The organism is Virgibacillus sp. MSJ-26 (assembly GCF_018918075.1).
Taxonomy (GTDB): Bacteria; Bacillota; Bacilli; order Bacillales; family Amphibacillaceae; genus MSJ-26.
In genome coordinates this window covers 371,530-394,619 of the sequence record NZ_JAHLPW010000003.1, presented here as the reverse complement: position 1 = coordinate 394,619, position 23,090 = coordinate 371,530, and the positions used below count along the sequence as shown (strand labels likewise).

20 protein-coding genes and 1 pseudogene are annotated in these 23,090 nt (G+C 36.9%); 14 read left to right on the top strand and 7 right to left on the bottom strand.

Going from position 1 to position 23,090, the window contains the following annotated elements:
- Window positions 1-257: 257 nt before the first annotated feature.
- Window positions 258-1,139, bottom strand: coding sequence for a glycoside hydrolase domain-containing protein (locus KQI49_RS03910; RefSeq protein ID WP_216486969.1), 882 nt, complete (start codon window positions 1,137-1,139; stop codon window positions 258-260).
- Window positions 1,140-1,303: 164 nt separating this feature from the next.
- Between KQI49_RS03910 and KQI49_RS03905 the strand changes: the two genes are divergently transcribed.
- From KQI49_RS03905 to KQI49_RS03885, 5 genes are all read left to right on the top strand, one after another.
- Window positions 1,304-1,795 carry a GNAT family N-acetyltransferase gene (locus KQI49_RS03905; RefSeq protein ID WP_216486967.1) on the top strand — a complete coding sequence of 164 codons (492 nt, stop codon included), beginning with the start codon at window positions 1,304-1,306 and terminating at the stop codon, window positions 1,793-1,795.
- Between the two features lie 21 nt (window positions 1,796-1,816).
- Complete coding sequence (locus KQI49_RS03900; RefSeq protein WP_216486965.1) at window positions 1,817-2,323, top strand: GNAT family N-acetyltransferase; 507 nt, start codon at window positions 1,817-1,819, stop codon at window positions 2,321-2,323.
- A 181-nt stretch (window positions 2,324-2,504) separates the two neighbouring features.
- Complete coding sequence (locus tag KQI49_RS03895) at window positions 2,505-3,077, top strand: histidine phosphatase family protein (RefSeq protein ID WP_216486963.1); 573 nt, start codon at window positions 2,505-2,507, stop codon at window positions 3,075-3,077.
- A gap of 86 nt (window positions 3,078-3,163) precedes the next feature.
- Window positions 3,164-3,787, top strand: coding sequence for a zinc dependent phospholipase C family protein (locus KQI49_RS03890; RefSeq protein WP_216486961.1), 624 nt, complete (start codon window positions 3,164-3,166; stop codon window positions 3,785-3,787).
- Window positions 3,788-3,812: 25 nt separating this feature from the next.
- On the top strand, window positions 3,813-4,259 hold the full coding sequence (locus KQI49_RS03885) for an NUDIX hydrolase (RefSeq protein WP_216486959.1): 447 nt from the start codon (window positions 3,813-3,815) through the stop codon (window positions 4,257-4,259).
- Window positions 4,260-4,340: 81 nt separating this feature from the next.
- Here KQI49_RS03885 and KQI49_RS03880 read toward each other — a convergent pair whose 3' ends face one another.
- The 3 genes from KQI49_RS03880 to KQI49_RS03870 all read right to left on the bottom strand — a co-directional run bounded on the left by KQI49_RS03880 (window position 4,341) and on the right by KQI49_RS03870 (window position 6,706).
- Entirely contained in the window at window positions 4,341-4,727 is a 387-nt protein-coding gene (locus KQI49_RS03880; RefSeq protein WP_216486957.1) for a hypothetical protein, read from the bottom strand.
- A complete protein-coding gene (locus tag KQI49_RS03875; protein ID WP_216487041.1) occupies window positions 4,724-5,281 on the bottom strand; it encodes a sigma-70 family RNA polymerase sigma factor in 558 nt (185 codons plus the stop codon). Before KQI49_RS03875 ends, KQI49_RS03880 begins: the two co-directional genes overlap by 4 nt.
- Before the next feature lie 252 nt (window positions 5,282-5,533).
- Window positions 5,534-6,706, bottom strand: a complete 1,173-nt coding sequence (locus KQI49_RS03870; RefSeq protein WP_216486954.1) for an RtcB family protein — start codon at window positions 6,704-6,706, stop codon at window positions 5,534-5,536.
- Between the two features lie 154 nt (window positions 6,707-6,860).
- Between KQI49_RS03870 and KQI49_RS03865 the strand changes: the two genes are divergently transcribed.
- Complete coding sequence (locus tag KQI49_RS03865; RefSeq protein WP_216486952.1) at window positions 6,861-7,991, top strand: glycerate kinase; 1,131 nt, start codon at window positions 6,861-6,863, stop codon at window positions 7,989-7,991.
- Between the two features lie 217 nt (window positions 7,992-8,208).
- Here KQI49_RS03865 and KQI49_RS03860 read toward each other — a convergent pair whose 3' ends face one another.
- The 3 genes and pseudogenes from KQI49_RS03860 to KQI49_RS03850 form a co-directional block, all read right to left on the bottom strand.
- Window positions 8,209-9,408, bottom strand: coding sequence for an NAD(P)/FAD-dependent oxidoreductase (locus KQI49_RS03860; RefSeq protein ID WP_216486950.1), 1,200 nt, complete (start codon window positions 9,406-9,408; stop codon window positions 8,209-8,211).
- Between the two features lie 94 nt (window positions 9,409-9,502).
- Window positions 9,503-9,811 (bottom strand): annotated as a pseudogene (locus tag KQI49_RS03855) ((2Fe-2S)-binding protein); the annotation flags it as partial.
- The gene (locus KQI49_RS03850; RefSeq protein ID WP_216486946.1) at window positions 9,801-10,079 is read right to left on the bottom strand and encodes a (2Fe-2S)-binding protein; all 279 of its coding nucleotides are present in this window, start codon (window positions 10,077-10,079) and stop codon (window positions 9,801-9,803) included. The pseudogene KQI49_RS03855 and the gene KQI49_RS03850, both read right to left, overlap by 11 nt.
- A gap of 199 nt (window positions 10,080-10,278) precedes the next feature.
- On the opposite strand from KQI49_RS03850, the gene KQI49_RS03845 reads away from it, so the two are divergent.
- The 8 genes from KQI49_RS03845 (at window position 10,279) to essA (ending at window position 23,089) form a co-directional block, all read left to right on the top strand.
- Entirely contained in the window at window positions 10,279-11,454 is a 1,176-nt protein-coding gene (locus tag KQI49_RS03845; RefSeq protein ID WP_216486944.1) for an NAD(P)/FAD-dependent oxidoreductase, read from the top strand.
- Between the two features lie 180 nt (window positions 11,455-11,634).
- Complete coding sequence (locus KQI49_RS03840; RefSeq protein WP_216486942.1) at window positions 11,635-12,699, top strand: YkvI family membrane protein; 1,065 nt, start codon at window positions 11,635-11,637, stop codon at window positions 12,697-12,699.
- A gap of 341 nt (window positions 12,700-13,040) precedes the next feature.
- Window positions 13,041-13,334 (top strand): WXG100 family type VII secretion target, encoded by a 294-nt coding sequence (locus KQI49_RS03835; protein ID WP_216486940.1) that lies wholly within the window; start codon window positions 13,041-13,043, stop codon window positions 13,332-13,334.
- Window positions 13,335-13,467: 133 nt separating this feature from the next.
- Window positions 13,468-13,707 carry an ESX secretion system protein YukD gene (gene yukD / locus KQI49_RS03830; protein WP_216486938.1) on the top strand — a complete coding sequence of 80 codons (240 nt, stop codon included), beginning with the start codon at window positions 13,468-13,470 and terminating at the stop codon, window positions 13,705-13,707.
- Between the two features lie 59 nt (window positions 13,708-13,766).
- Window positions 13,767-15,080 (top strand): type VII secretion protein EssB, encoded by a 1,314-nt coding sequence (essB, locus tag KQI49_RS03825; protein ID WP_216486936.1) that lies wholly within the window; start codon window positions 13,767-13,769, stop codon window positions 15,078-15,080.
- An 86-nt stretch (window positions 15,081-15,166) separates the two neighbouring features.
- A complete protein-coding gene (gene essC, locus KQI49_RS03820) occupies window positions 15,167-19,597 on the top strand; it encodes a type VII secretion protein EssC (protein ID WP_216486934.1) in 4,431 nt (1,476 codons plus the stop codon).
- Window positions 19,594-22,650, top strand: coding sequence for a type VII secretion protein EsaA (gene esaA, locus KQI49_RS03815; RefSeq protein WP_216486933.1), 3,057 nt, complete (start codon window positions 19,594-19,596; stop codon window positions 22,648-22,650). The genes essC and esaA overlap by 4 nt, the downstream gene beginning before the upstream one ends.
- Window positions 22,631-23,089, top strand: coding sequence for a type VII secretion protein EssA (gene essA / locus KQI49_RS03810; RefSeq protein ID WP_216486931.1), 459 nt, complete (start codon window positions 22,631-22,633; stop codon window positions 23,087-23,089). The genes esaA and essA overlap by 20 nt, the downstream gene beginning before the upstream one ends.
- The last annotated feature ends 1 nt before the right edge of the window (window position 23,090 follow it).

The window sequence follows — 23,090 nt, the reverse complement described above, 5'->3', positions numbered from 1 at the left end:
GTATTTTATCCGTCTCTTAAAAGCAATTAAATGGGGATTCTAGTAAAATCTATGTACCATTTGACTCTTTGATGAACTAAAACAAGTTGTCCAATTAGTTGTGTGAATAGGGGCTGAACATCCTAACGTTCAATATCCTACGAAACTATCACTGAAGCCGATCCTTTGGAAAAAGAATAGGCTTCAGTGATACTACTGACCTAATTATATATTACGTTTAAAGCAAGTGGGATAAAGAAGTAATGACACTGTGTCGATTACCATAAATAATCCAATAGATCGCCTTTAAATAAGTTGGTATCAATCTCGCATTTTTCTGCTTCAATCCCATATTGCCAGCCGTAAAGCTTGGCCTTGTCTGGTCCTTCTGCATCAAATTTCGGGGCGTTATCCTTCGTAGTGATATCTTTTTGAGGTTCTGCTGTCCATACAACTGTATTCTCTTGTGTGTCATCTGACGTAGCGTTATAGGCTTCAAGTAATTTACTATCTTTATCGAACACACCATATACTCCTGGATTATAAGTTGAATCGGCTAGAGTTTCATACCAACCATCAATAAATGCCGAATCTACGGAATAATTAGGTTCAATATCAGCAAAAATAGCAACATCTTCAGGTACTCCTAAATCTTTGGCATAGGAAATAGCTTGTTTTGCTTCTGATATACCATTATCATAACCTACTGCTTCTTCGAAATGGTTGTAGATGACTAAAATCTTAACGTCTTTGTCATGCAAGAATTGGGCTTCGTCTTGCGTAAGCCCGACAGATACATCGCTTTTATCTCCTAAATAGCGTCCCCAAACGTCTGGTTCTCCAAAATTATCTTTGACACAACGATACATATTTTTATCAGTCAAGCTTGCCGAATCGACACCCCAATACGTTTTATCCGACTCTTTATCAGCGTCTTGATCACCTGATTCTTTATCAGTGTCTTTGCTAGAATCATCAGAATCGTCTTTGGGGTCGTTATCGGAATTGTTATTTGGTATGATCTCACCGTTTTCAACTGTGGGTGCGGAAGGATTATCTGTGGCGATTTTTTCGTTTAAATAGAATAATGAAATGATTATAAAAGGGACTAGAAAAATAATTAGCCAACCTAGTAGTTTAGAAAACCATTTTCCATTCATAAGTTTTATTCACTCCCCTCACTTAATGCATTATATTGAGGGAAATCTTGTAATGTGTAGGTATATCAATGGTTTCAGAGATTAAAAGGCAGATGTTATTTTAAATGTTCTGAAATCATATGATATAATCGTATTATGCTAGAAATATATAGGAGGTGGCTGTGATGACAATTATTATTCGTAAAATGACTAGAAAAGATATGAAACAAGTACAAGATATTGCCAAAACAACGTGGCATGCCACTTACGACGGGATTATTCCACGAGATATTCAAAATAATTTTTTAGATAAGGCCTATAGTTTGCAGATGATGAAGCAACGGCTAAAACAACCTTATTTTTTTGTTGCTGAGGTAAAGGGAAAGGTCGTTGGTTTTTCGCAATTTACTGTGCCCGATCAACAAGGCATGACAGAGTTAGTAGCCATTTATCTTTATCCTGACTACCAAGGAATAGGTATCGGATCGGCATTTCTTAAAGAAGGGATGAAGCATCTTAAAGATGTAAAAGAAATCCAACTCAATGTAGAAAAAGACAATCATATTGGCAGACAGTTTTACGAGGCGAAAGGTTTTTCAGTAATTTCTGAGTATCAAGAGGACTTTGCGGGTCATGTATTAAATACAATGCGGATGGCTCTGAAGATGGGAAGGTAGGTATTTTAAGGGAGGGTAAATATGAAAATTAGACGTGCAACCTCAAGTGATGCAGCGAATATCGCAAAGGTGCATGTGGATAGTTGGCGAACAACATATCAAAATGTTTTGCCTACTGATTTTTTGGAGAGCTTATCCTATGAAAAGCGGAAAAAATTATGGGATAACAACCTAAAGGAGCAACAAGTCTACGTTGCAGTAATTGAAGGGGAAATCATTGGCTTTTCGGTTGGAGGAAAAGAAAGAACGGGTCATTATAAGAACTTTCTTGGTGAGTTATATGCTATTTACCTATTAGAAAACTATCAAAATCAAGGGATTGGTGGCCTGTTATTTAATCAAGTTATTAAGGAGCTGAAAGAAAGTAATCTGAATTCAATGCTTGTTTGGGTTTTAGAAGATAATGAAGCGGAGCATTTCTATAAAGCTAAAGGCGGTAAAAAAGTGGATACCAAAGAAGTTAATATAGCAGGACAAACATATACAGAGTTAGCATATGGATGGGAAAAGCTGCCTCTTATTCAATAAATGATGGTGCTCACTGATTTAAAAAACTTCAAACACCTAACATTAGAGTTCAAATTACATATGGACTCATTTGTTATCGATGAGGCATTAATTGAGTTCTTAATATTGCAGTTAATGGAATAAATCTTATAACATATTACAGTAGAAGACATATAAGATATTCATAGATAGGAGTTTTCACATGACGAAAATAGGTTTGATTAGACATGGCTGTACAGATTGGAATAAAGCTAAGCGGGCACAGGGACATTCGGATATCCCTTTGTGTGACGATGGCTACGTGCAAGCTGAAAAATTAGCAGACCGCTTAGCAAGTGAAGCTTGGGATATTATTTATGCTAGTGACTTAAAAAGAGCGAGGCAGACTGCGGAAACGATTGCAGAAAAGATGCAAGATATTGAGATTCATTTAGACGAAAGATTAAGAGAACGTTATGGAGGGCAAATTGAAGGAACAACAGTTGAAGAACGGATTGACAAGTGGGGAGAAAATTGGCGTGAGCTTGATTTAGGCATGGAAAAGAGTGACGAAATAAGTAAACGTGGGATGGCTTGTCTGAATGAGATAATCACAAATCATCAAGATGAAAACATCCTTATTGTGAGTCACGGGGCATTTATAAAACAACTATTAAGAACACTCTTTCCGGATCAGGATGTTGAGGGTTCACTTGATAATTGTTCTGTCACTATCCTTGAAACTAATGGAGAATTATGGGATTTAACCTTGCGCAACAGTGTGAAGCATATGTGAACTAAACCCCACTTAAATTCATACGAAATTTGAATTGGGGACTTCTTGGCTAAAAATGTTAAAAAGCATAGGAAGGGAGGAGCGTGATGGGCTCAAGGATGATGCATTTCATTATAGCGAGTGAGTTAGCGTCAAAGTTTCCAATTGAAAATAAAGAACAATTTTTACTAGGTGGGATAGCTCCAGATGCTGTAGCGACGAATAAAGAGGTCTCACATTTTTATATTGGAAAACATGAAGAATATACTAGGAGAATTGCATTTGAAGCATTTTATAATAAATACTCCAAGCTTACGCAACAAGATTATATTTTAGGGTACTATTGTCATTTGATTGCAGATGATTTATGGTTGACGGGTTTTTTCGCACCATGGTTGAAAAATCGAATTGAAACAGATCAGGAAATACAAAAGACCTATCATCGGGATTTTCATTTGTTAAATGGAAAGTTAGCTGAGCATTATAGTATTAATCCGAATGATGTTAGGAAGTTAAAGGTGACAAGTGATTTACCTGATATAGAGGAAATAGGGAGAGAGGCTTTGGAGAAATTTCTCCCTTTTTTAATGTATGATTTAAATTATAGCCATCTTGAGCTTGAACAACCTCTAGAGGTATTTACTATTGACCAAATTGTTGGTTATATTGAGACATCAATTGAAAAGAGTATCTACTTTTTGAATGAAAAATTAGACATGAATAAGTACTAAAATTATTGGTGAAAGAGGGCGGACAATGCAATCTGCTTACGTTAATTGGGGCTCATCGCGAATTAAATTAACTTGGAAAAAAGAAATGGCGTTGCCAGAGTACCATTTAATGTCAAGTGCCCATGGTTTTTGTTTTCATGAAAGGAAATTATTAATGGTTTATTTAGATGACCGTGGATGGGACTTTCCAGGAGGGCATTTAGAAAAAGATGAGTCACCGGAAGAATGTTTATATCTTGGCTGCCTTGAAATCGATCATCATGAAAACCCGGTTTGGGATAACAATAGCCCCTATCCAAAAGTAGGTTATCAAGTTTTTTATAAAATGAAGATTAATAACTTTTATCCTTTTAAAGGGGACCATGAATCAAGTTTGAGAAAACTAATTAATCCGGATGAAGTAGCTACATATTATAAAAGTTGGCATGAGTTATATCAAACTATTTTAGATGAAGCAATGGTGGGTTCTTAAAAATTTTGTGATAGTAAGCATTATTTGATGGATAAAAAAATCAAGGCGAATGATTCGTTCGCCTTGATTAGCTGAATCCGTTTATTCAGGTAATGTAAATGAAGCTTTCTTGCCTTTAGAAATATCTTTTGTGTCATCATTTTTGATGGGACCGAATTCGATTTCAAAAGGCTTATCTTTCCAAATTTTATCGTATTGTTCTTTTTCTAAAGTGTATACTTGTAAGAATTCTCCTGATTCACCCGGCTCAATCGTGTCGTCATTACCATAATCCAGAAGCATACCTTCATTCAGCAACCACTGCGATCCATCGTTGACTTCGAGTTTAGAAGAGGTAATGAATAATCCGATATTTTCATCACCATTATTTTCTAAGTTAAATTTAACGATATCGCTTTTATCTTTAATCATTTCCTTTTCGCACATCCGCGAGCCGAAAACTCGATATAATATGAGGGAATCAATCATTTAGTGTGAAATCCTAATTTCTTTTGTAACTCTTCATCTTTTAGTTTTTTACGGGCTTGTCTCCCCCAACTTTTTATAGCCTCTTCAGATTTATCTTCTAAATCAGCAATTTCTTTAACCGATAGATCTTTAATGATAAAATAATTTATCCATTTCCACTGATTGCTTGTTAGGTTTTCTTTTAAACAATTCCACATATAAGAATCTTGAACGGGAATATCAGTTGTATCAACAAGAGGATAAGATGTTTCGCTCGTTGTAAAGTAATTTCCGTCATTATGGTCTTTTATCCGCTCTGTAATGACTTTCTCATCATTGTCAGTTTGCCGTGACTCTTTTCTAACTTTATCGATTAATCGATTACGAATGGTGAAGTTGAAATAAGTTGCCATTGGCCCTTTATCGGGTTTATGTTTTTCATAGGCACTCCATAAAGCAATTAATCCTTCTTGGAAAAAGTCTTGGTGTGGGTCTCTGATGTTTAATTTTTGGATATGATAATAGATCCGGCGTTCATTTTGCTCAAAAATCTCATCGAAAGTAAAGGGGTTCATCTTTTTCAATTATAATTCCTCCTTTTAGGTTTTCATTCTTCTTATAACTAATATCGTTTGTAAAGCGAAAAAGGTGGCATGAATTATTAATTTATTTTAAATTGAGGGTTTGATGTGTATTCTAGTTGAAGTATTTACATGATAACAGAACGCATGTTCGAATATCAAGTGAAAAAAGTAATGCCCCTTTAGAAGGACACTACTGTTGTCAAAGTGATCTGGAGGATTTAGATTTTTACTGTCTGTTTAAAATTAATCCATTAATACGCCAATGGGGCGCAATATGTTTAATATATCTATCGTATCTTCATGAGCATCAAGCACTTCTTGGAGTTTTCGATAAACAAAAGGACTTTCATCTGTGCCGCCACCTCTGAGTTCAACGCCAAAATCTTTTACTGCGCGGTTCATCTGATCTTCAGAAATCAACCCTGCTTTCCGGCGTTTGCCACGTCCTCTGCCAGCTGCCTTTGTGCGGCTCATGATTCTTCCTGCCCCGTGGACGGTACTATAAAAAGCTTCCATACTTTTTTCGGATTCTTTACCCTCAAGGATAACGGAAATATCGCCCATACTGCCACCCACAAACCCGCGTTGACCTGGTGCAGCAGGGGTCGCGCCTTTACGAACAACAATATACTCTTTCCCGTCATGCTTTTCTTTCCATGCATAGTTATGATGATTATGAACTTCATCCAGCGCACGTGCATGTAAAATATCAAGGACTTGATTGATAACGATATCACGCCCTGCATAGGCATATTGTCCAGCTAGCTTCATCGCTCGGAAATACATTTGTCCGAGATCACTATCCATATCAAATAGAGTAGGTGCCACGTCCATGCTTTCGCGAGGCGGGTTCACGAAAAAGTCTCTATCATTAGCAAGGTTTAAAAACCCCGTAGCCGTTCGGTGCCCAAACCCTCGACTACCAAAGTGGTTCCCAACCCATACATCATCTGTTTTTTCATCAACTAATATATCGACATAATGATTCCCTGACCCGCATGACCCGAGTTGTTCTCTCGCTAAGGATTTTAATTTATCATGTTCATGCTTACCAATATCGCGAAACACGTTCCAATCAGGGTCGTCAAAAAGATCGTGGTCAAACTTTCGTCCACCTTTTTTGCCGACTCCAAAAGGAATCGTTGCTTGGAGTTCATCCATAATTGTTTGCATGTTGTCTTTAATATCATTGTATTTTAAATTAGTCTTAACTGCCTTATTGCCACACCCAATATCGTAACCTACACCTGAGGGTGAAATTTGTCCATCATAGACTACGACACCGCCAACAGGTTGACTGTATCCATAATGTCCGTCAGCACATAATACTCCACCGATAACATTTCCCGTTTCCAAGCAATGATTGAATTGCCTCAGTGTATTATCATCATGCTTTCCGAAAATAACTTTATTCATTTCATCTACCCCCTATATCCTTTATACCATAAAGCCTGAGGATGGGCTAGGAGAGTGGAATGTGAGGGGGAGAACGATTGGTTTTAGAGATTTTTTGGTATACTAAAAGGAATTAATATGGGTAATTTTATTTTTAAGTGAGGAGTGGATGACTATGAAAATTATTATTGCCCCTGATTCATTTAAAGAAAGCATGTCGGCGTTGGAAGCGGCTAGCGCGATTGAAGCTGGATTTAAAAAGAGTATACCAAAGGCGGATTACATAAAAATTCCTATGGCTGACGGTGGAGAAGGGACGGTTCAATCGCTCGTTGATGCAACGGGTGGAAGAATTTTGAAAGAGTTAGTGACAGGACCGCTCGGCGAATCTGTGGAAGCTTTTTACGGAATAACAGGTGACGGGAAAACGGCGGTGATTGAAATGGCTGCTGCATCAGGACTTCATCTTATTCAGAAGGAAGAGCGCAATCCACTTTATACTACGACACGTGGGACGGGGGAGTTGATTTTGGCCGCACTTCATGACGACGTGGAGCAGATAATTATCGGAATCGGTGGCAGTGCAACTACTGATGGGGGAGCAGGTATGGCACAAGCATTGGGTGCAAAACTCCTTGATTCGTCAGGCACTCAAATTGGTTATGGCGGCATTGCTTTAGAGAAGTTACATTCTATAGATTTGAAGAGATTGGACAAGAGACTACTCGACGTTGAAATTAATATCGCTTGTGATGTTGATAATCCATTAACCGGCGAACACGGAGCAGCGGCTGTTTTTGGACCACAAAAAGGAGCTACACCTAAGATAGTTGCAGTGCTTGATGAAAATCTTAGTCACTACGGTGAAGTGGTCAAAAAAGAACTTGGGAAAGACATTTCAACTATTCCAGGAGCTGGAGCAGCAGGAGGGCTCGGTGCAGGCTTGATCGCTTTTTTAGATGGGGATTTAAGACGGGGCGTTGACGTCGTGATAGAAACAGTGCAACTGGAATTGGCGATGGAAAATGCATCTCTAGTTATAACTGGCGAAGGGAAAATCGATAACCAAACAGCGTATGGAAAAACTCCGCTCGGCGTCGCTAAAGTGGCTAAGAAATTTGGTGTACCAGTTATTGGAATTGCTGGCATGGTGGATTATTGTGTGGAAGACAACCATGGACTTGATGCTGTTTTTTCCATCGTTCCAGGACCCATCTCTTCGTCTGAAGCAATGGAGAGAGCAGAAAAGTATACAGAAGCGCTGGCAAAAAATATTGCCGAGCTCATTCAGATAGGGAATTTATAAAGGAATTGGAAAGGCTGGTAAGAATAGTGTAAGATCTATTCTTATCAGATTTTATTCTTCAGCTGGGACATGTTGCTTGTAAAGATGAAATAGACGGGCGAAGAATATGCAAAAGACCTTCATAGTTCAATGGAGGTCTTTTCCCCCTTTATAAACCTAAGAAAAAATCCTTCATAAAGTTTATGAAGGATTTATCGTTACCAATTTAATTTTATGCTTAGCCTTGTGTCTGATACATCGTCTTCCTGCCTTCTTCAATCTCAGGATGGAATTGGATTGAAGCCTCGGCGCGAGTCTTTTGAACATTCTCCATTGCTTTTTTAATTTGTTTATCAAGATTTGCTGGTTTGTCAGTTTTCCTTTTAGCAATGGAAAGACCTGCGACAGTTCCCTGTGCACGTGCAACTTTTGCACTTTCAATACCCGTGATGTTACCCGCAACATAGAGACCGTCCAGTGGTGTTTCCATTTTTTCGTTATGAACCGGTACGTGACCTCCTAATGATTCAACAAATTGAGTCGGGCATCCGGCGACGGCTGCAAGTTCGGCTAATGGATATAAGCCACCGGCAATACAAACGAAGTCGACTTCAATTGTTTTTTCCGTCCCCTTAATGATTTTTCCTTTTGTTGTCACATTGCATATTGTAACTGATTCAACTTTATCTTCTCCATTAATACTCGTGATAGCTTTACGAACATGGATCGGCATGCCCCACATTTTAACGCCGCCCTTAGGGTAAAACTTCACAGCCATTTTACGAATCAAGGATGATCCTTTAGCAAATTTACTTCCGAATCGTAGAAACGCAGATGGTGCAAGGTGGGCAATTCTGACAAGTCCGTCCATAACTTTTTGCGGATGAGCATGATCTTTTGTCACTGAATTTTGTACAGGTAAAGTCATGCTTTCGAGGTCGATACCCGCGAGTTGTAATTCACGAGCGATGGCTGCAGATAAAACGTTCACACCAACTACAATTCCTTTTTCACCGACTTTTACCCGGTGCACATTGGTCATAACTTGCGCTGCACCGATCGACATGACACCAGGTAATGTCCAACCAGGGATGGGAGCTGCCGTTTCAGCTGCACCAGTCGCAATAAGAACATTTTCAGTATTAATATTCGCATCTGGTGTATGAACGGTAAAGCCGTTATCGATTTTTTCAATATGATAAACGGAAACGCCTAGTCTAATTTCCGTATCAAGTTCAAACGCTCTCTCTTTTAAAATATCGGTTTCCTTGATGCCATTCCACCATTCGCCATTCGGCTCTTGATGGAGTTGTCCAAGGAGGCGGCCACCCATTTTAGGGAATTCATCCAATACAAGGGTTTGTAAACCATTCTCACGGCACGAGATAGCCGCAGCTAATCCAGCGGGGCCAGCACCCACGATGACAACATCATACATGTGGATCACCTTCTTTTTCCATTCGTTTATATGTTTTTTCAAAATCAGCATACGTGCGCGGTAAATCGGTAGCGCCATCTTCTGATTTAAGTGGATCTGGCTCCATTTTTCCACTTTCAACGATCATATCTGCTTGAATTGGTGTCATACACGCTCTGATGCCTGATTCGTCATTCACTGTAACCCGGCACTCAAAGCAGTGACCGATATTACAGTAAATGCCTCTTGGATGTCCAGTTTCTTCGTGAACACGTAATTTGCGGATCCCGTTAGCAAGTAAAGCAGAAGCAATTGTGTCCCCTTCATAGCCTTTGTAAATTTTTCCATCAAATGTAAAAGAAATCACATTACGTGGTTCGATTTTGCCAAGGACAGGATGATCTGTAATTCTATTATTCTTCATAATCGACACCCTCCTTCAGTTTTGTAAGCGAAACAGGGCGCACGGGAGGTTGAACCTTTAACGGAATATTGTCATCCGGCGTTTCTCCAGTTATTTCTTCTAATACGGCATCAACAGCTGGTCTGCACGTTCTTCCGCCACAATATCCCATACCTGCTCTAGTACGCAGTTTTATTTCTCTAGCAGATTGTTCGTATTTGCAAGCTGTATCTTTAATATCTTTTAATGAAACTTCTTCACATCTGCAGATGATCATTTTGTCATCCATAGCGCGCTTCCTCCTTTGTGTATAAAAAAATATGTAAATGCTTACAATTAATCAGATAGTGGTTGCATGTTATTTAATGCTATTCTAACATATATGATACAATAGATATGAATTTTTGCATAAAAAATAATGATTTATTTACTTGTATTTAACGAAAATTGATAGTCTAGTAAACATAGGGCAAGGGGAGGAATAAATAATGAAAAAAGCAAACCACACAGATGTAGCGATTATCGGGGGAGGTATTATGGGCTCTGCAATCGCTTACTATGCTTCTAAATCCGGGCTTGATTGCATGCTAATTGAGAAAAACGATATTGCGAGTGGAACGTCTTCACGGTGTGACGGGAACGTAACGATTGTTGATAAAGACCCAGGATTTGATAGTCAAATGTCGCTGGCAAGCCAGGAACTCACCATAGAGTTAAATAAAGATCTTGAATTGCCTTTTGAATATAGGGAATTAGGTAGTATTCTAGTTTGTGATAATGATGCTGAAATGGAAGCAGCTGAAGATTGGGTGAAAATTCAAAAAGATGCTGGTTTAAAATTTAACGTCTTGGACCGTGAAGATATACGTCAAGAATCCCCATTTTTTGCTGACGATATCCCAGGAGGCTTAGAGTGTGAAACAGATTCTTTAATCAACCCATATCTCTTCTGTTACTCTTTAGTCGAACGTGCAAGAAAATATGGTTTAAAATTGAAAACCCATGCTGAAGTGACGAATATTACTAAAAAGAAAGACTTTATTATAGATACGACAGCCGGAAAAGTGACAGCTAAAAAAGTAGTAAATGCTGCGGGGATTTGGGCGCCGTTCATCGGAGAAATGCTCGGCATAAATATTCCCATCGTCCCTAGAAAAGGCCATATCATCGTTGGCTCTCGCTCAGAACCAGTCATGATGCGTAATGTCATGGAATTCGGTTATTTAATGAATAAGTTTGAACGTGAAAGAATTGCTGATCCATTAACCCAAAAGCACGGTGTTGCCCTTGTCCTTGAGCCTACTGAAAGTCAGAACTTCCTCCTTGGAAGTAGCCGTGAATTTGTCGGATATGACGGAAGCATTAACATAAATGTCGTTAAAGCAATCGCGAAACGAGGATTAAGATTCTTTCCGAAAATGGATGATTTCAATATTATTCGCTCGTATACAGGTATGAGACCTTGGACGGAAGATCACTTACCGATTGTCTCTGAAGTTGAAGACGTGCCTGGCTTCTATATTGCAGCTGGTCATGAAGGGGATGGAATTAGCTTAGCGACGATTACCGGAAAACTTATCGAAGAATTAATTTTAGAAAAAGAAACAACTATTCCAGTTGAACCACTACGCTATGACCGTTTTAAAAAAGTTCCAACCGCTTAATGATTGAGAAGTGACTATTTAATTCAATAGATGTATAATAAGCTATCATCTTTTAAAAGATTGATAGCTTTTTTGTTAAAATAATTGACGTAATTTTTCAGATAGTTTACTGTTAATAATATTAAACTTTATAACTATCAATACATATTAATTTTTAGTTAATGACATCAGGAGGACAACATGTTAAAAGTATTGAAGATTGGAAGCGCTTTTATTGGGATTATTGTTGGAGCAGGATTTGCTTCAGGTCAAGAAATTTTACAGTATTTTACTAGTTTCGGTTACTTAGGTATATTTGGTGCAATCGTGTCGACGGCTTTATTCGCTTATGTAGGGATGACCCTTGTAAGTGTGGGGAGCCGTTTAAAAACGACAAATCATAAAGACGCCTTTTTTGATATTAGTGGAAAAGTCTTTGGAACGATCATCGACTATATTATTATATTTACATTATTTGGGGTTGGCGTCGTCATGTTGGCCGGTGCAGGGTCACTACTTAATCAGCAATTTGGCTTATCCGCTTTCGTTGGAAGCCTCTTGATGGTCGTCTTAGTTGCCATTGTTGTCATGCTTAACGTCCAAAAAGTTATTTCTATTATTGGGAGTATTACACCGTTCTTAATTTTATTTATAATTTTGGCTGGTCTTTATAGTTTATTCACTATGGACTTGTCATTTGAAAAGTTAGAACCGATCGCTTTAGAGCATGAATCAGCTCTATCTAATTGGTTTTTCTCAGCTGTAAATTATGTTTCATTCAACACTGCTGTAGGAGCAGCGATGTCACTGGTGATGGGTGGAGCTGAAAAAAATCCAAAAGCAGCAGCACGTGGGGGCCTCGTTGGTGGACTAGGGCTTGGAATTATGATTATAATCAGTCATTTAGCTATTTTTTCAAAAATTGATGTTGTTGGTGCTTATGAACTACCGATGCTTAAAATTGTCGATCTCATTTCCCCTGTGCTATCATTTGTAATGACATTTGTCTTGTTCGGGATGATTTTTAATACAGCAGTAAGTATGTTTTATGCTTTTACAGCTCGATTTATGGTGATGAACACTCCAAAGGCAAATATATTCGTTGTAGTAACTTTAATTGTAGGCTTTATAGCGAGCTTTGCAGGATTTACTGGTCTGGTTTCATTCTTCTACCCGCTAATCGGTACTCTCGGATTAGTTTTGATTGGAGTTCTTATTTATGCTCCATTTAAGTTGGCACGGTATGAAAAGAAAGGGATTCAGTAATTATAATTGACTTGATAAAACTTAAATAGATTATTTATGGCTGTTCATCCCATCTAATGGTGGAGGGACAGCTTTTTTATCTTGTCGGCATTATACATATTTTAGATATGATATACATAAGGACCATTATTTAAGTACGAAAATGAGAAGCACTTCAATAGTAGGGCACAAAGCACTAGTCTTAAAGTACGTGTGTAAATGATTATATTGTTTATTGGGTTATTATGTAGTTCTAAATATTCAATTTAAAAAATGTACTAAAGTAGTATAGCCTTTGGAATAATCTTCTTTTATACTTAAACGTAAGAATATAATATTTTACTATGTGGAGGTTATTGATTATGTCAGGAAACATTCGTTTGAATCCAGAGGAACTAGAAGAGTTTGCGGGAAGATATGCTGATGAGAGCGGGCAGGTAGGAGAAATGGTAACTCGTTTGAGAGGGCTCATTGGCCAACTAACAGAAGCATGGGAAGGTGGAGCAGCGGAAGCTTTTGCTACACAATATGAAGAACTTGAACCATCATTCCAGAACATGCAAGTACTATTGGAAGATATTAGCCGTCAACTTTCTTCAAGTGCTAACACACTTAGAGATACAGATGCAAATATTGCTAGTCAGATTCGCGGATAATACATCTTTAATACTAAATGATAAAAAAAGTGCCGCAAATTTACGTGTCGGCACTTTTTCATTCTATCAGCATGAGTATATTAGACTATGATAATGGTCGGGGGAGAAAAATACGAGCGAGGCGAATGTTACGATGTATATCAATGTTACGGTTGATTTAAAACAATACAAGCAGTCTCCAATCGAGTTAAGATTATCGAATCAGCACTCCATCAAAAAGTTAATTGATATTGCTTGGCAAACAACAAATTTATCGATTAATCCACGAGAAGGTTATTGGGTTAGAATTCAAAATAAAGATAGGACCTTTGCGGGATCGCTCAGTCTTGAAGAGTGTGGAATCACAACAGGGGATCGTCTAGAAATATTATAATAGACATTTGATGTTAAGTGACAATCAGAGAGAGGTCCGTTGTAGGGGGAGGAATATGAGTGCCACAGGACGAAAAAAGCCGATCTTATTTAGAAAATAAACTGGATACAAAAATTACATATGATTCCGATAAAATCGAATTTGTATTCCAACGTGCGAAAGTAAAGTTGTCAGATGAATTGGAAATACATCTTTTAAAAACTATTAACCCTGAATTCAATAAAGAATTTACACTTACAGAGGACCAAGTCATTATAACTTATCATCCGCCAAAGTCATATGCACGATTTGAAAATATCTATAAAAATAGCATAAGAGCTAAATGGCAATTTGCTTATAACGTTATCCGCGCGATACGTAGTCACTCTATTGAAAGGGCTAAGCTTATTGTAAGTCCTGAAAACATTTTATTTGATCAAGGTCTTGTTCCTCATTTTTTACATTACGGAATAAGCGAAAGTATACCGCCGTATGAAGATAATGAAGAAAGACTATGGAAAGAGACAAAGGCGATTATAGCTGTTATAGCAGATAACAAACATGATTTTGCAACGTATCTAGCACACTATGAAACAATGGATTTACCAGATGTTGCAAAAGCAATTATGCATTCAGAATCTTATGAAGAAATAATCGATATTATTAAAGAAAACATTCAAAAAGACGATGCTTATGAAAAAACGGTGATTCATATCCCGGAGAGTAAATGGAAAGTTCGTCGATATATGATATGGATTTTGACGGTACTATTAATTCCGGCGATGACCTATAGTGTGTTTGCTCTATTTTTTAAAATTCCGGAGAGTGATGCATACGTTGAAAGTAATCGACATTTTCTACAGGATGAATATAGTTCTGTTGTCGATACATTAAGTAAATTTAACCATGAAAAGATGCCACGAGTTGTTCAGTATGAATTGGCCTCATCTTACATAGTTAGTGAATCATTGAGTGAAGAACAAAGGGAAAATATCCAAAATACTATTACCTTGCAAGCAGACCGGAAATATTTCTTATATTGGATTGATATTGGTCGTGGTAATTACCAGGAAGCTGTAGATACAGCAAGGCTTTTAGAAGATCGGGACTTAATCATTTATGGATTGTTGAAATTACGTGAAGATGTTAAAACAGATCAAAGTTTAAGTGGTTCCGAACGAGAAGATGAATTAAAAGAAATTCAGCGTGAAATTGACGAGTATCAGCAAGAAATGGAAGAAGAAAAAAAGGAGGCTGAAGAGGAAGAAAATCAAAAACAAGATAATAAAATAGAAGAATCATCGGATATGGATTCATCTGAACAAGAAGACAACGAAGATGATAAAGAAGATACTGTGGAGAAAGATGAATCAAAGAAAGATAAAGATAAATAAAAAATCAATGAAGGTTGAGCGTAACTTAGTTATATGAAATAACGAAAGTTTGGGAGTTAACCGAGTGTTATTTAGGAGGTGACAAGATGAGCCAGATATGGTTCTTTTATGACAAAACCCATCAATCAATAATGGTAGAGGAAGAAAAAGTAATAACATTAGGTAATGAGCTTCACCACACTGTGACTGTCCAGACATTTAAAGTTGAACCACATGTAACATTAGTTAAGTCTGATGAATCAAATGAGGTCAATGTCTATCAGGCTGATGAATTAGTTGGTACATTGACAGATGGAAACCAACTCGCATTAAAATGTCGCGACCAAAGCATCTATATTCAATATGAATCACAAACATATGAAGAAAATATGTATTATATTGGTAATCAAATTGAAATCTTATTTCCAAATGACCAGAAAAAAGTATTTTCAATGATTCATCATCAGGGTCAATGGCTCATTCAACCGTTAACTGCAGATGTTTATATCAACGGTATAAAAATAATGGAACGTTCAGAGCTTGCAATTGGGGATACTTTATTTTGTTCAAGTTTCTTTCTGATTTTAGAGAATCATGATGCATTAAAAGTAAAATCGAAACAGAATTTAACTTTTGATTTACCTTCGTTAAAAAAGCCAACAACCGTGATGAAACGTAAATACCCTAATTATAGACGTACACCAAGAATGATTTATGATCTACCAGAGGATAAAGTGGATTTCTCCTTTCCATCCGAAGAACGCGATAATGATCAAAAAGGATTATGGATGATTATTACGCCACCTCTGATGATGTTAATCGTAATGGGTGTTGTAGCTATGGTACGTCCACGCGGGATATTTATTTTAATCTCTATCACGATGTTTACAACGACTCTAGTGACATCTACGTTTCAGTATTTTAGAGAAAAGAAAAAACAACGTGAGAAAAAAGAAAAACGCATTCGCCTTTATACTAGATACTTGGAACAGAAAAGAGGAGAACTTCACAAGTTGTCCGAAAAACAGCGTGAAGTATTATATTTTCATTTACCTTCTTTTGAAAAGATTAAATATTTAACGGGGGAAATTAGCGACCGGATATGGGAACGTACGTTGGCGAGTCACGACTTCCTTCATTTCCGAGTGGGAAGGGCTTCGATTCCTGCAAGCTATGAAATGTCAGCTCAACGATCGGATACATCCAATCAAGAAATTGATGATTTATTTGAAAAATCTGAGGAACTTGTTAACCATTATGAAACGGTTAAAAATGCTCCGCTCGTTATTGACTTGGCTGAAGGAGCCATGGGGATGATCGGGAAGGATAGCATTGTAAAAAAAGAAATCCAGCAAATTGTTGGCCAACTTAGCTTTTCACAAAGTTATCATGATATCCGTATGGTGGCTATCTTTGATGAGGAAGAATATAAGTCTTGGGAATGGATGAAGTGGTTACCGCAATTTCAGTTACCACATACTTATGCAAAAGGTTTTATTTACAATGAACAAACACGTGATCAACTTTTAACTTCAATATACGAGATAATTAAAGAGCGTGAGCTCGATGAAGAGAGAGATAAGAAAATATTTACACCCCACTTTATCTTTATTGTGACTAATCGCCAGCTGATTTCTGAACATGCTATTTTAGAGTACCTAGAAGGTGAACATGATAATTTAGGAATTTCTATTATCTTTGCTGCTGACACAAAAGAAAGTCTTACAGAAAATATTCATACGCTTGTGCGTTATATTGACGAGACCCAGGGCGATATATTAATACAGCAGCAGAAAGCCGCTCATATTCCATTTAAATTGGATGAACACGGGCATGAAAATAATGAACGCTTTGCAAGAACATTACTTTCACTAAATCATCAACTAGGAATGAGTCATTCTATTCCAGAAAAAGTCACTTTCTTAGACATGTTTAATACGGATGAAGCTGAAAAAGTTGGGGTTAAGGAAAAGTGGAGAGAAAATCAATCCTCTAAGTCACTTGCCGTTCCTGTTGGCCTTAAAGGTAAAGATGATTATGTTTATTTAAACTTACATGAGAAAGCACATGGTCCTCACGGTCTTCTTGCAGGAACTACAGGTTCAGGAAAGAGTGAATTCTTACAATCTTATATATTGTCGTTAGCTGTTCACTTTCATCCTTATGAAGTTGCTTTTTTACTAATTGACTATAAAGGTGGAGGAATGGCTCAGCCATTTAAAAACATGCCGCATCTTCTTGGAACAATTACAAATATTGAGGGAAGTGAAAACTTTAGTAAACGTGCACTAGCTTCGATTAAGAGTGAACTCAAACGTCGTCAACGCTTGTTTGATGAATATGAAGTAAATCACATAAATGATTATACCGATTTGTATAAAGAGGGAGAGGCAGAATTACCATTACCACATCTTTTCCTCATTTCTGATGAGTTTGCTGAGCTTAAAAGTGAAGAACCTGAATTTATTAGAGAACTTGTCAGTGCAGCACGTATTGGACGAAGCCTTGGAGTTCACTTAATACTAGCAACGCAGAAACCAGGTGGGATCATTGACGAACAGATCTGGAGTAACTCACGATTCAAGGTCGCTCTAAAAGTGCAAGATGAAGGGGATAGTAAAGAAATCCTTAAAAATGGTGATGCGGCTAGAATCACAGTAACAGGTCGAGGTTATTTGCAAGTGGGAAATAATGAGGTTTATGAATTGTTTCAATCAGCTTGGAGTGGAGCACCTTATACTAAGGAAGCAATCGGGGCTGAAGATGAAGTCGCGCTTGTGACTGATTTAGGTCTTGTTCCGCTGTCGGAAGTCTCCGCTGAAGAAAATGAAGGTAAGAAAGATAAAAAGACAGAGATTGATGCTGTTGTTGAAGAAATTGAGAGAGTGCAACATGAACTTAATATCGAAAAATTACAAAGTCCATGGTTACCACCATTGCCTGAACGCTTGGTTATGTCTGATGACGATATTGGTGAACCAAATCATTATTATATTGGATTGATCGATGAACCGGAAAAACAAAGTCAAACACCATACAGCTACGAAGCAGTAGAAGACGGAAATATAGGTATTTTTGGAACTTCCGGTTATGGAAAATCTACTACCTTATTAACTTTTTTATTAAATTTCGCTTCAGTAAATAGTCCGGAAGAATTTCAGTTTTATATATTTGATTTTGGTAATGGAGCTTTATTGCCATTACAACAGCTACCGCATACGGGAGATTATTTCCGTTCTGATGATAGACGTAAAATTGAGAAGTTCCTCGATTTTATTAATCATGAAATGGATAAGAGAAAAGAATTATTTAGGCAGTATGAAGTCAGTAATATTCAGATGTATAACACAATCTCTGAAGATAAACTACCACTCATGTTCTTAACTATAGATAACTTTGATCTGGTCAAAGAAGAAATGACAGATTATGAAAATAAATTCACTCAAATTGCTAGAGATGGTCAATCCTTAGGTATTTATACAATGCTGACAGCCACTCGGACTAATGCAGTTAAACACGCGTTAATGAGTAATCTGAAAACAAAAATTGCCCATTATTTTATGGATCGAATGGAAAAACACAGCATTGTAGGACGGACCGAATATGAAACCGAGGCTGTGGCTGGACGAGTATATATAAAAACCGATTCAGCCTATCTTGCACAAATATATTTACCTGTGGAAGGTGAGAGTGACGTTGAGGTACTAGAGAATTTAAAAGGTAAAGTTCAAGAATTAATAGAAAAATATAGAGACTCCAAAAAACCAATTGCAATTCCAATGTTGCCAAGAAAGTTAAGTTTACTGACATATCGAAATAATTATACTGTTGAAGAATCAGCAACATTGACAGCAATTGGACTTGATGAAGATTCGGTACAACCTGTTTATATTGATTGGAAGAGACATAATCACTGTCTAATTGTAGGGGATGCACAAAAAGGAAAGACAAATATGTTAAAACTCATGATTGACCAGATGCAAACGAAAGCAAAGGCAACCATTGGATTGTTTGATTCAGTAAACCATTCACTAGCAGACTATGCCGATGATGATGAAATCATTTATATGGAAACTAAAGAACATATAGAAACATGGATTCAGATTGTAGAACAAGAGTTTGCTCGCCGGGAGGAAATTTATCGAGAGGCACTTCAAGAACGTAAAGCTAACGAATTGGAATTTGATCCATACTTATTAATGGTAGATGGAATGGGTAATTTTCAGCAAAGTCTTGATTCGAAATTACAAACTAAACTGTCAACCTTAGTAAAAAATTATAGCCACCTTGGATTCCGAATGATCATTACAGGCATGGCTAATGAATTTTCAAAAGGATTCGATGCCTTTACGAATGAAGTCAAACAAATTAAACATGCCGTCTTGTTAATGAAAAAGACAGACCAAAATTTCATACAACTTCCGTATACGAGGAATGAGCCAGAAATTAAAGCCGGTTTTGGCTACTATATAGAAGTTGGAAAAGCAACTAAAATTCAAATACCTCTATATGATGTAGAAAGGGTGACAAGTGTATGAAACGTGGATATAAATCTTCCTTAGGACTAATAGCTAAAGTACTCATTATTCTATTGTTACCGCTTCTCATGTTTCGATATGTTGATAGCCATCCCACTTCTATAGCAAAAGACGATGACGAAGACAAGGGGACAAGAAGCGTTGCCGTTGTTAATGAAGACATGGGGTATGATAGTGGAACAGAAGATATTTCGCTTGGTCAAGATATTACGTCATTATTAAATGATCAAGATGATTATTCATGGGTTGTTATGAATAGAAGTGCAGCTGAACAAGGCTTTAGTAACCAAACTTATGATGCTATTATATATGTTCCATCAAACTTTTCCGAAAATGTTATGACCTTTAAAGATGAATCACCATCGAAAGCGTCAATAAACTATGTAATTCAGCCAAATTTAGAAGCAAAAGAACGACAAAGAATTCACCGAGAAATGGCTAACGCTAAAAATACAATCAACCAAGAAATGTCCACTATTTATTGGAATTATGTATCCCAAGAGGTAGACATAATTCGAGAGGAATTTGACAAAGTTCTGGAAAAAGAAATCGCGTTCCAAGATGCCATGTATTCCTTTTACACACCATCTTCAGAGACACTAGCAAATGAAATTGATAATCATAAAAACCGATTAGAAGGCATTCTGGATCAGACACAACGGGTTGATGAAGTTTCGACTGATAGTGCAAATAGTGCGACAGAGGCAGAAAATAAGATCAGCCAGTTTACAGAAGCGCTCGATGCATATAAAGAGAGTCAGTTTGAGCAGCAGCAGTTATTAGGGGAGTTTCAAGCTGAAAATAAATTGGCCGTTCAAGAAGGAGTAACTGGTTATAAAGAGGCTGTAGAGAATTATCTTGCAGAGATTGATGAACAAATAAGAAAATATGAATCACCAGTATATAGGCAAGATGAAAAGCTAGAACATATTAATCAAAGATTTTCGATGATTAATAGCTCCTTAAATAACGGTAAGCATGAATTTGATAAGTGGAACAAATCTGGTAATGACAACCTAAGAGGACAAATTATTACTTTAAATGTAGCTTTTTTAAATGAATACAATAGCAGGATGACGTTGGAATCTAAGGACGAAGTTTTATATACTATTGAAAACTACTTAACGGATAAAGGTGAAGATGACCACAAAAAACCAGATGAATATACTCCTGAGTCACTTGACTTTGAAAAAATCTATAATGATGTTCAATCTGTGAGGGTAGCCGTAGAACAATTAGAAGATATTATCGGTGACTCAATTGATGACTCAGACACTGGAGGGGAAGAAGAACCTAATCCTGAAAGTGAAAAAGATGTAGAAAATGTAGAAGATGAAAAAGATGAAAAAGATGAAAAAGATGAAAAAGATGAAAAAGACGAAGAAGATGAAGAAGCGGGAAATAGTGAAGTGCAAAACAACGTAGTTTCTTCACCAAATAACTCTACCATAAAAATAAATTGGGACACAGTGTACGAAGAACTTGACAAATTGGATGGAGAAAATGGAACCATCGATACATTAAAAAGCGAATTCGAATCAGAGAAAAATTCTTGGGAAAAACATATAAAGGCGTGGGAAGAAGCATACGAAGAATTAGAAAAGGTGAGAGGACAAGTTTCAACACCTTTAATTGAACAAATAGAAGAACAACAAAACGATATTCTTAATAGTGACAAGTTACCTGAAGTGTTAAACAGTGATGAAATTGCTGTATTAGAAGAAGCTTTCTTGGATAAGTCAGAATTAGAAAATAAGAAAATTCTCTCTTTATCTATATATACGAGTGACTTATCTACTTTATCTAATAATTTAACTGAAAGAGCAAAAATAAATCGACAATTAGTAAGGAAAGTGTTTGCAAGTGAAATAATGCAAGAAGAGCTTGAAAAGATGTATGACTTGGATTCTGATTTAACTAAAGAATTAAAAGGTATGTTTGACCAACTTGTAGATGAAGATGAGTCGATTGGCGCAATAACAAAGCTGGCAGAGAACTTTGATTTGTTAGTAGATGAGACAAATGAGTTTTTGGATGAATATGATGAAAAGGTTTATAATGAATTAAACGAAATCACAAATACTATTGACGAATTGAAAAATGATGCCAATTCTATCGCTGAGCAAATTAGCGAGATTAACAACGAAATTTATAACTGGGAAGAGTCTCCATCGCTTGAATATCTAGACGGTCAGATGGTCTTCCAATACCAGCAGGGGACGGCATCTAATTTAGATAGTCTATCAGATCTTGTTTCATCTTTAGGAGAAAATCAAAATAATATTACATCTGATACAAAAGAGCTACAATCCAAAGTGAGTAGTGTCCAGGAACGTTCTGATGAACTTAATAATCGTTGGTCAACAAACGTTTCAACTACTGAGCAAATACGTGATGATGTATATGATGTACTTGGAAACACAGTTGTTGATGGACAGTCAAATCCATACGTTTATGATTATCTAGCAAATCCAGTAAACGTAGAAGGTCAAGTGGATGGAAAAGTGTTATCTGAAACAGAAGACCGCATGCCACCAGTTGTCCTGTTTATTATTATTTTACTATGCGGATTGCTGATTGGGTTCTTAACGCAGTATTATTCCGGCAACTCATATCTCGTTCAAGGTGGATTGTTTGTCCTCTTGAATTTAGCAGTCGGTATGATCATTAGCATCTATGGTTTAAACATTTATCCGTTAGATGATTCGCAGGCTATTATGTGGTCAGCATTCACTATTTTATTATTAATGGCATGCTCGAATATTATAAGAGGTGGATTGTTTGTCGGCCCATTTGTCGGATGGTTGGCAAGTATCGCAATGATTATATTCTTTATTTCACCATTATTGAATATAATCGTTCCAGAATTCAGTTTTAATAACCCAGTATCAAACGTTTATATGGGATTATTATATGGAGCTTCCTCTTCATATGCAGTAACCATGACAGTTTTAGCTGGAGTAGTACTTATCGTTTCAGCATTTATTTACGCACTTCAAGTGATGAGAAATAAGACTAAGGTGGAAGAACCGAATGAAGAAAAAGCTTCTTAGTTTCTTTATACTTTTAGGCTTAAATATTTGCTTAAGCCCCGTCTCATTGGCAGATGAAGAAAGTGAAGATGTTGAGCCAAATGTGTATGAAAAGCGTGAAATTAACATTCAAAAAAACTTTCGTGATAATCTTATTGAAAGAAGAAAGCTCCCTGAAGAGCAAAAGGAATTAACATTTGAAAAGCCAATAGAGACTGAGAGCGAACAAATAATGGATGAGCTGTTCCAGTCTAACGTGATAGAAACAAATACAATCACATCGAAAGCTGCACAAATGGATTTATTTTCGATGTCAGATCAGGAATCAAAACGAGATATGGAAGAAGAGTTAGTTCCAGAAGGTTCAAACTTATTAATGATACTAATGATAGCTGGTGTCATTAGTATCATTGCCATGTTATTCGTTATCATCCCAAAATTACAACACACCCGAGATTAAA

What these genes read in the sequence shown, in the direction of transcription:
- KQI49_RS03910 (WP_216486969.1), bottom strand. Translation starts at nt 1,139, where the DNA reads ATGAATGGAAAATGGTTTTCTAAACTACTAGGTTGGCTAATTATTTTT.
- KQI49_RS03905 (WP_216486967.1), top strand. Translation starts at nt 1,304, where the DNA reads ATGACAATTATTATTCGTAAAATGACTAGAAAAGATATGAAACAAGTA.
- KQI49_RS03900 (WP_216486965.1), top strand. Translation starts at nt 1,817, where the DNA reads ATGAAAATTAGACGTGCAACCTCAAGTGATGCAGCGAATATCGCAAAG.
- KQI49_RS03895 (WP_216486963.1), top strand. Translation starts at nt 2,505, where the DNA reads ATGACGAAAATAGGTTTGATTAGACATGGCTGTACAGATTGGAATAAA.
- KQI49_RS03890 (WP_216486961.1), top strand. Translation starts at nt 3,164, where the DNA reads ATGGGCTCAAGGATGATGCATTTCATTATAGCGAGTGAGTTAGCGTCA.
- KQI49_RS03885 (WP_216486959.1), top strand. Translation starts at nt 3,813, where the DNA reads ATGCAATCTGCTTACGTTAATTGGGGCTCATCGCGAATTAAATTAACT.
- KQI49_RS03880 (WP_216486957.1), bottom strand. Translation starts at nt 4,727, where the DNA reads ATGATTGATTCCCTCATATTATATCGAGTTTTCGGCTCGCGGATGTGC.
- KQI49_RS03875 (WP_216487041.1), bottom strand. Translation starts at nt 5,281, where the DNA reads ATGAACCCCTTTACTTTCGATGAGATTTTTGAGCAAAATGAACGCCGG.
- KQI49_RS03870 (WP_216486954.1), bottom strand. Translation starts at nt 6,706, where the DNA reads ATGAATAAAGTTATTTTCGGAAAGCATGATGATAATACACTGAGGCAA.
- KQI49_RS03865 (WP_216486952.1), top strand. Translation starts at nt 6,861, where the DNA reads ATGAAAATTATTATTGCCCCTGATTCATTTAAAGAAAGCATGTCGGCG.
- KQI49_RS03860 (WP_216486950.1), bottom strand. Translation starts at nt 9,408, where the DNA reads ATGTATGATGTTGTCATCGTGGGTGCTGGCCCCGCTGGATTAGCTGCG.
- KQI49_RS03850 (WP_216486946.1), bottom strand. Translation starts at nt 10,079, where the DNA reads ATGGATGACAAAATGATCATCTGCAGATGTGAAGAAGTTTCATTAAAA.
- KQI49_RS03845 (WP_216486944.1), top strand. Translation starts at nt 10,279, where the DNA reads ATGAAAAAAGCAAACCACACAGATGTAGCGATTATCGGGGGAGGTATT.
- KQI49_RS03840 (WP_216486942.1), top strand. Translation starts at nt 11,635, where the DNA reads ATGTTAAAAGTATTGAAGATTGGAAGCGCTTTTATTGGGATTATTGTT.
- KQI49_RS03835 (WP_216486940.1), top strand. Translation starts at nt 13,041, where the DNA reads ATGTCAGGAAACATTCGTTTGAATCCAGAGGAACTAGAAGAGTTTGCG.
- yukD (WP_216486938.1), top strand. Translation starts at nt 13,468, where the DNA reads ATGTATATCAATGTTACGGTTGATTTAAAACAATACAAGCAGTCTCCA.
- essC (WP_216486934.1), top strand. Translation starts at nt 15,167, where the DNA reads ATGAGCCAGATATGGTTCTTTTATGACAAAACCCATCAATCAATAATG.
- esaA (WP_216486933.1), top strand. Translation starts at nt 19,594, where the DNA reads ATGAAACGTGGATATAAATCTTCCTTAGGACTAATAGCTAAAGTACTC.
- essA (WP_216486931.1), top strand. Translation starts at nt 22,631, where the DNA reads ATGAAGAAAAAGCTTCTTAGTTTCTTTATACTTTTAGGCTTAAATATT.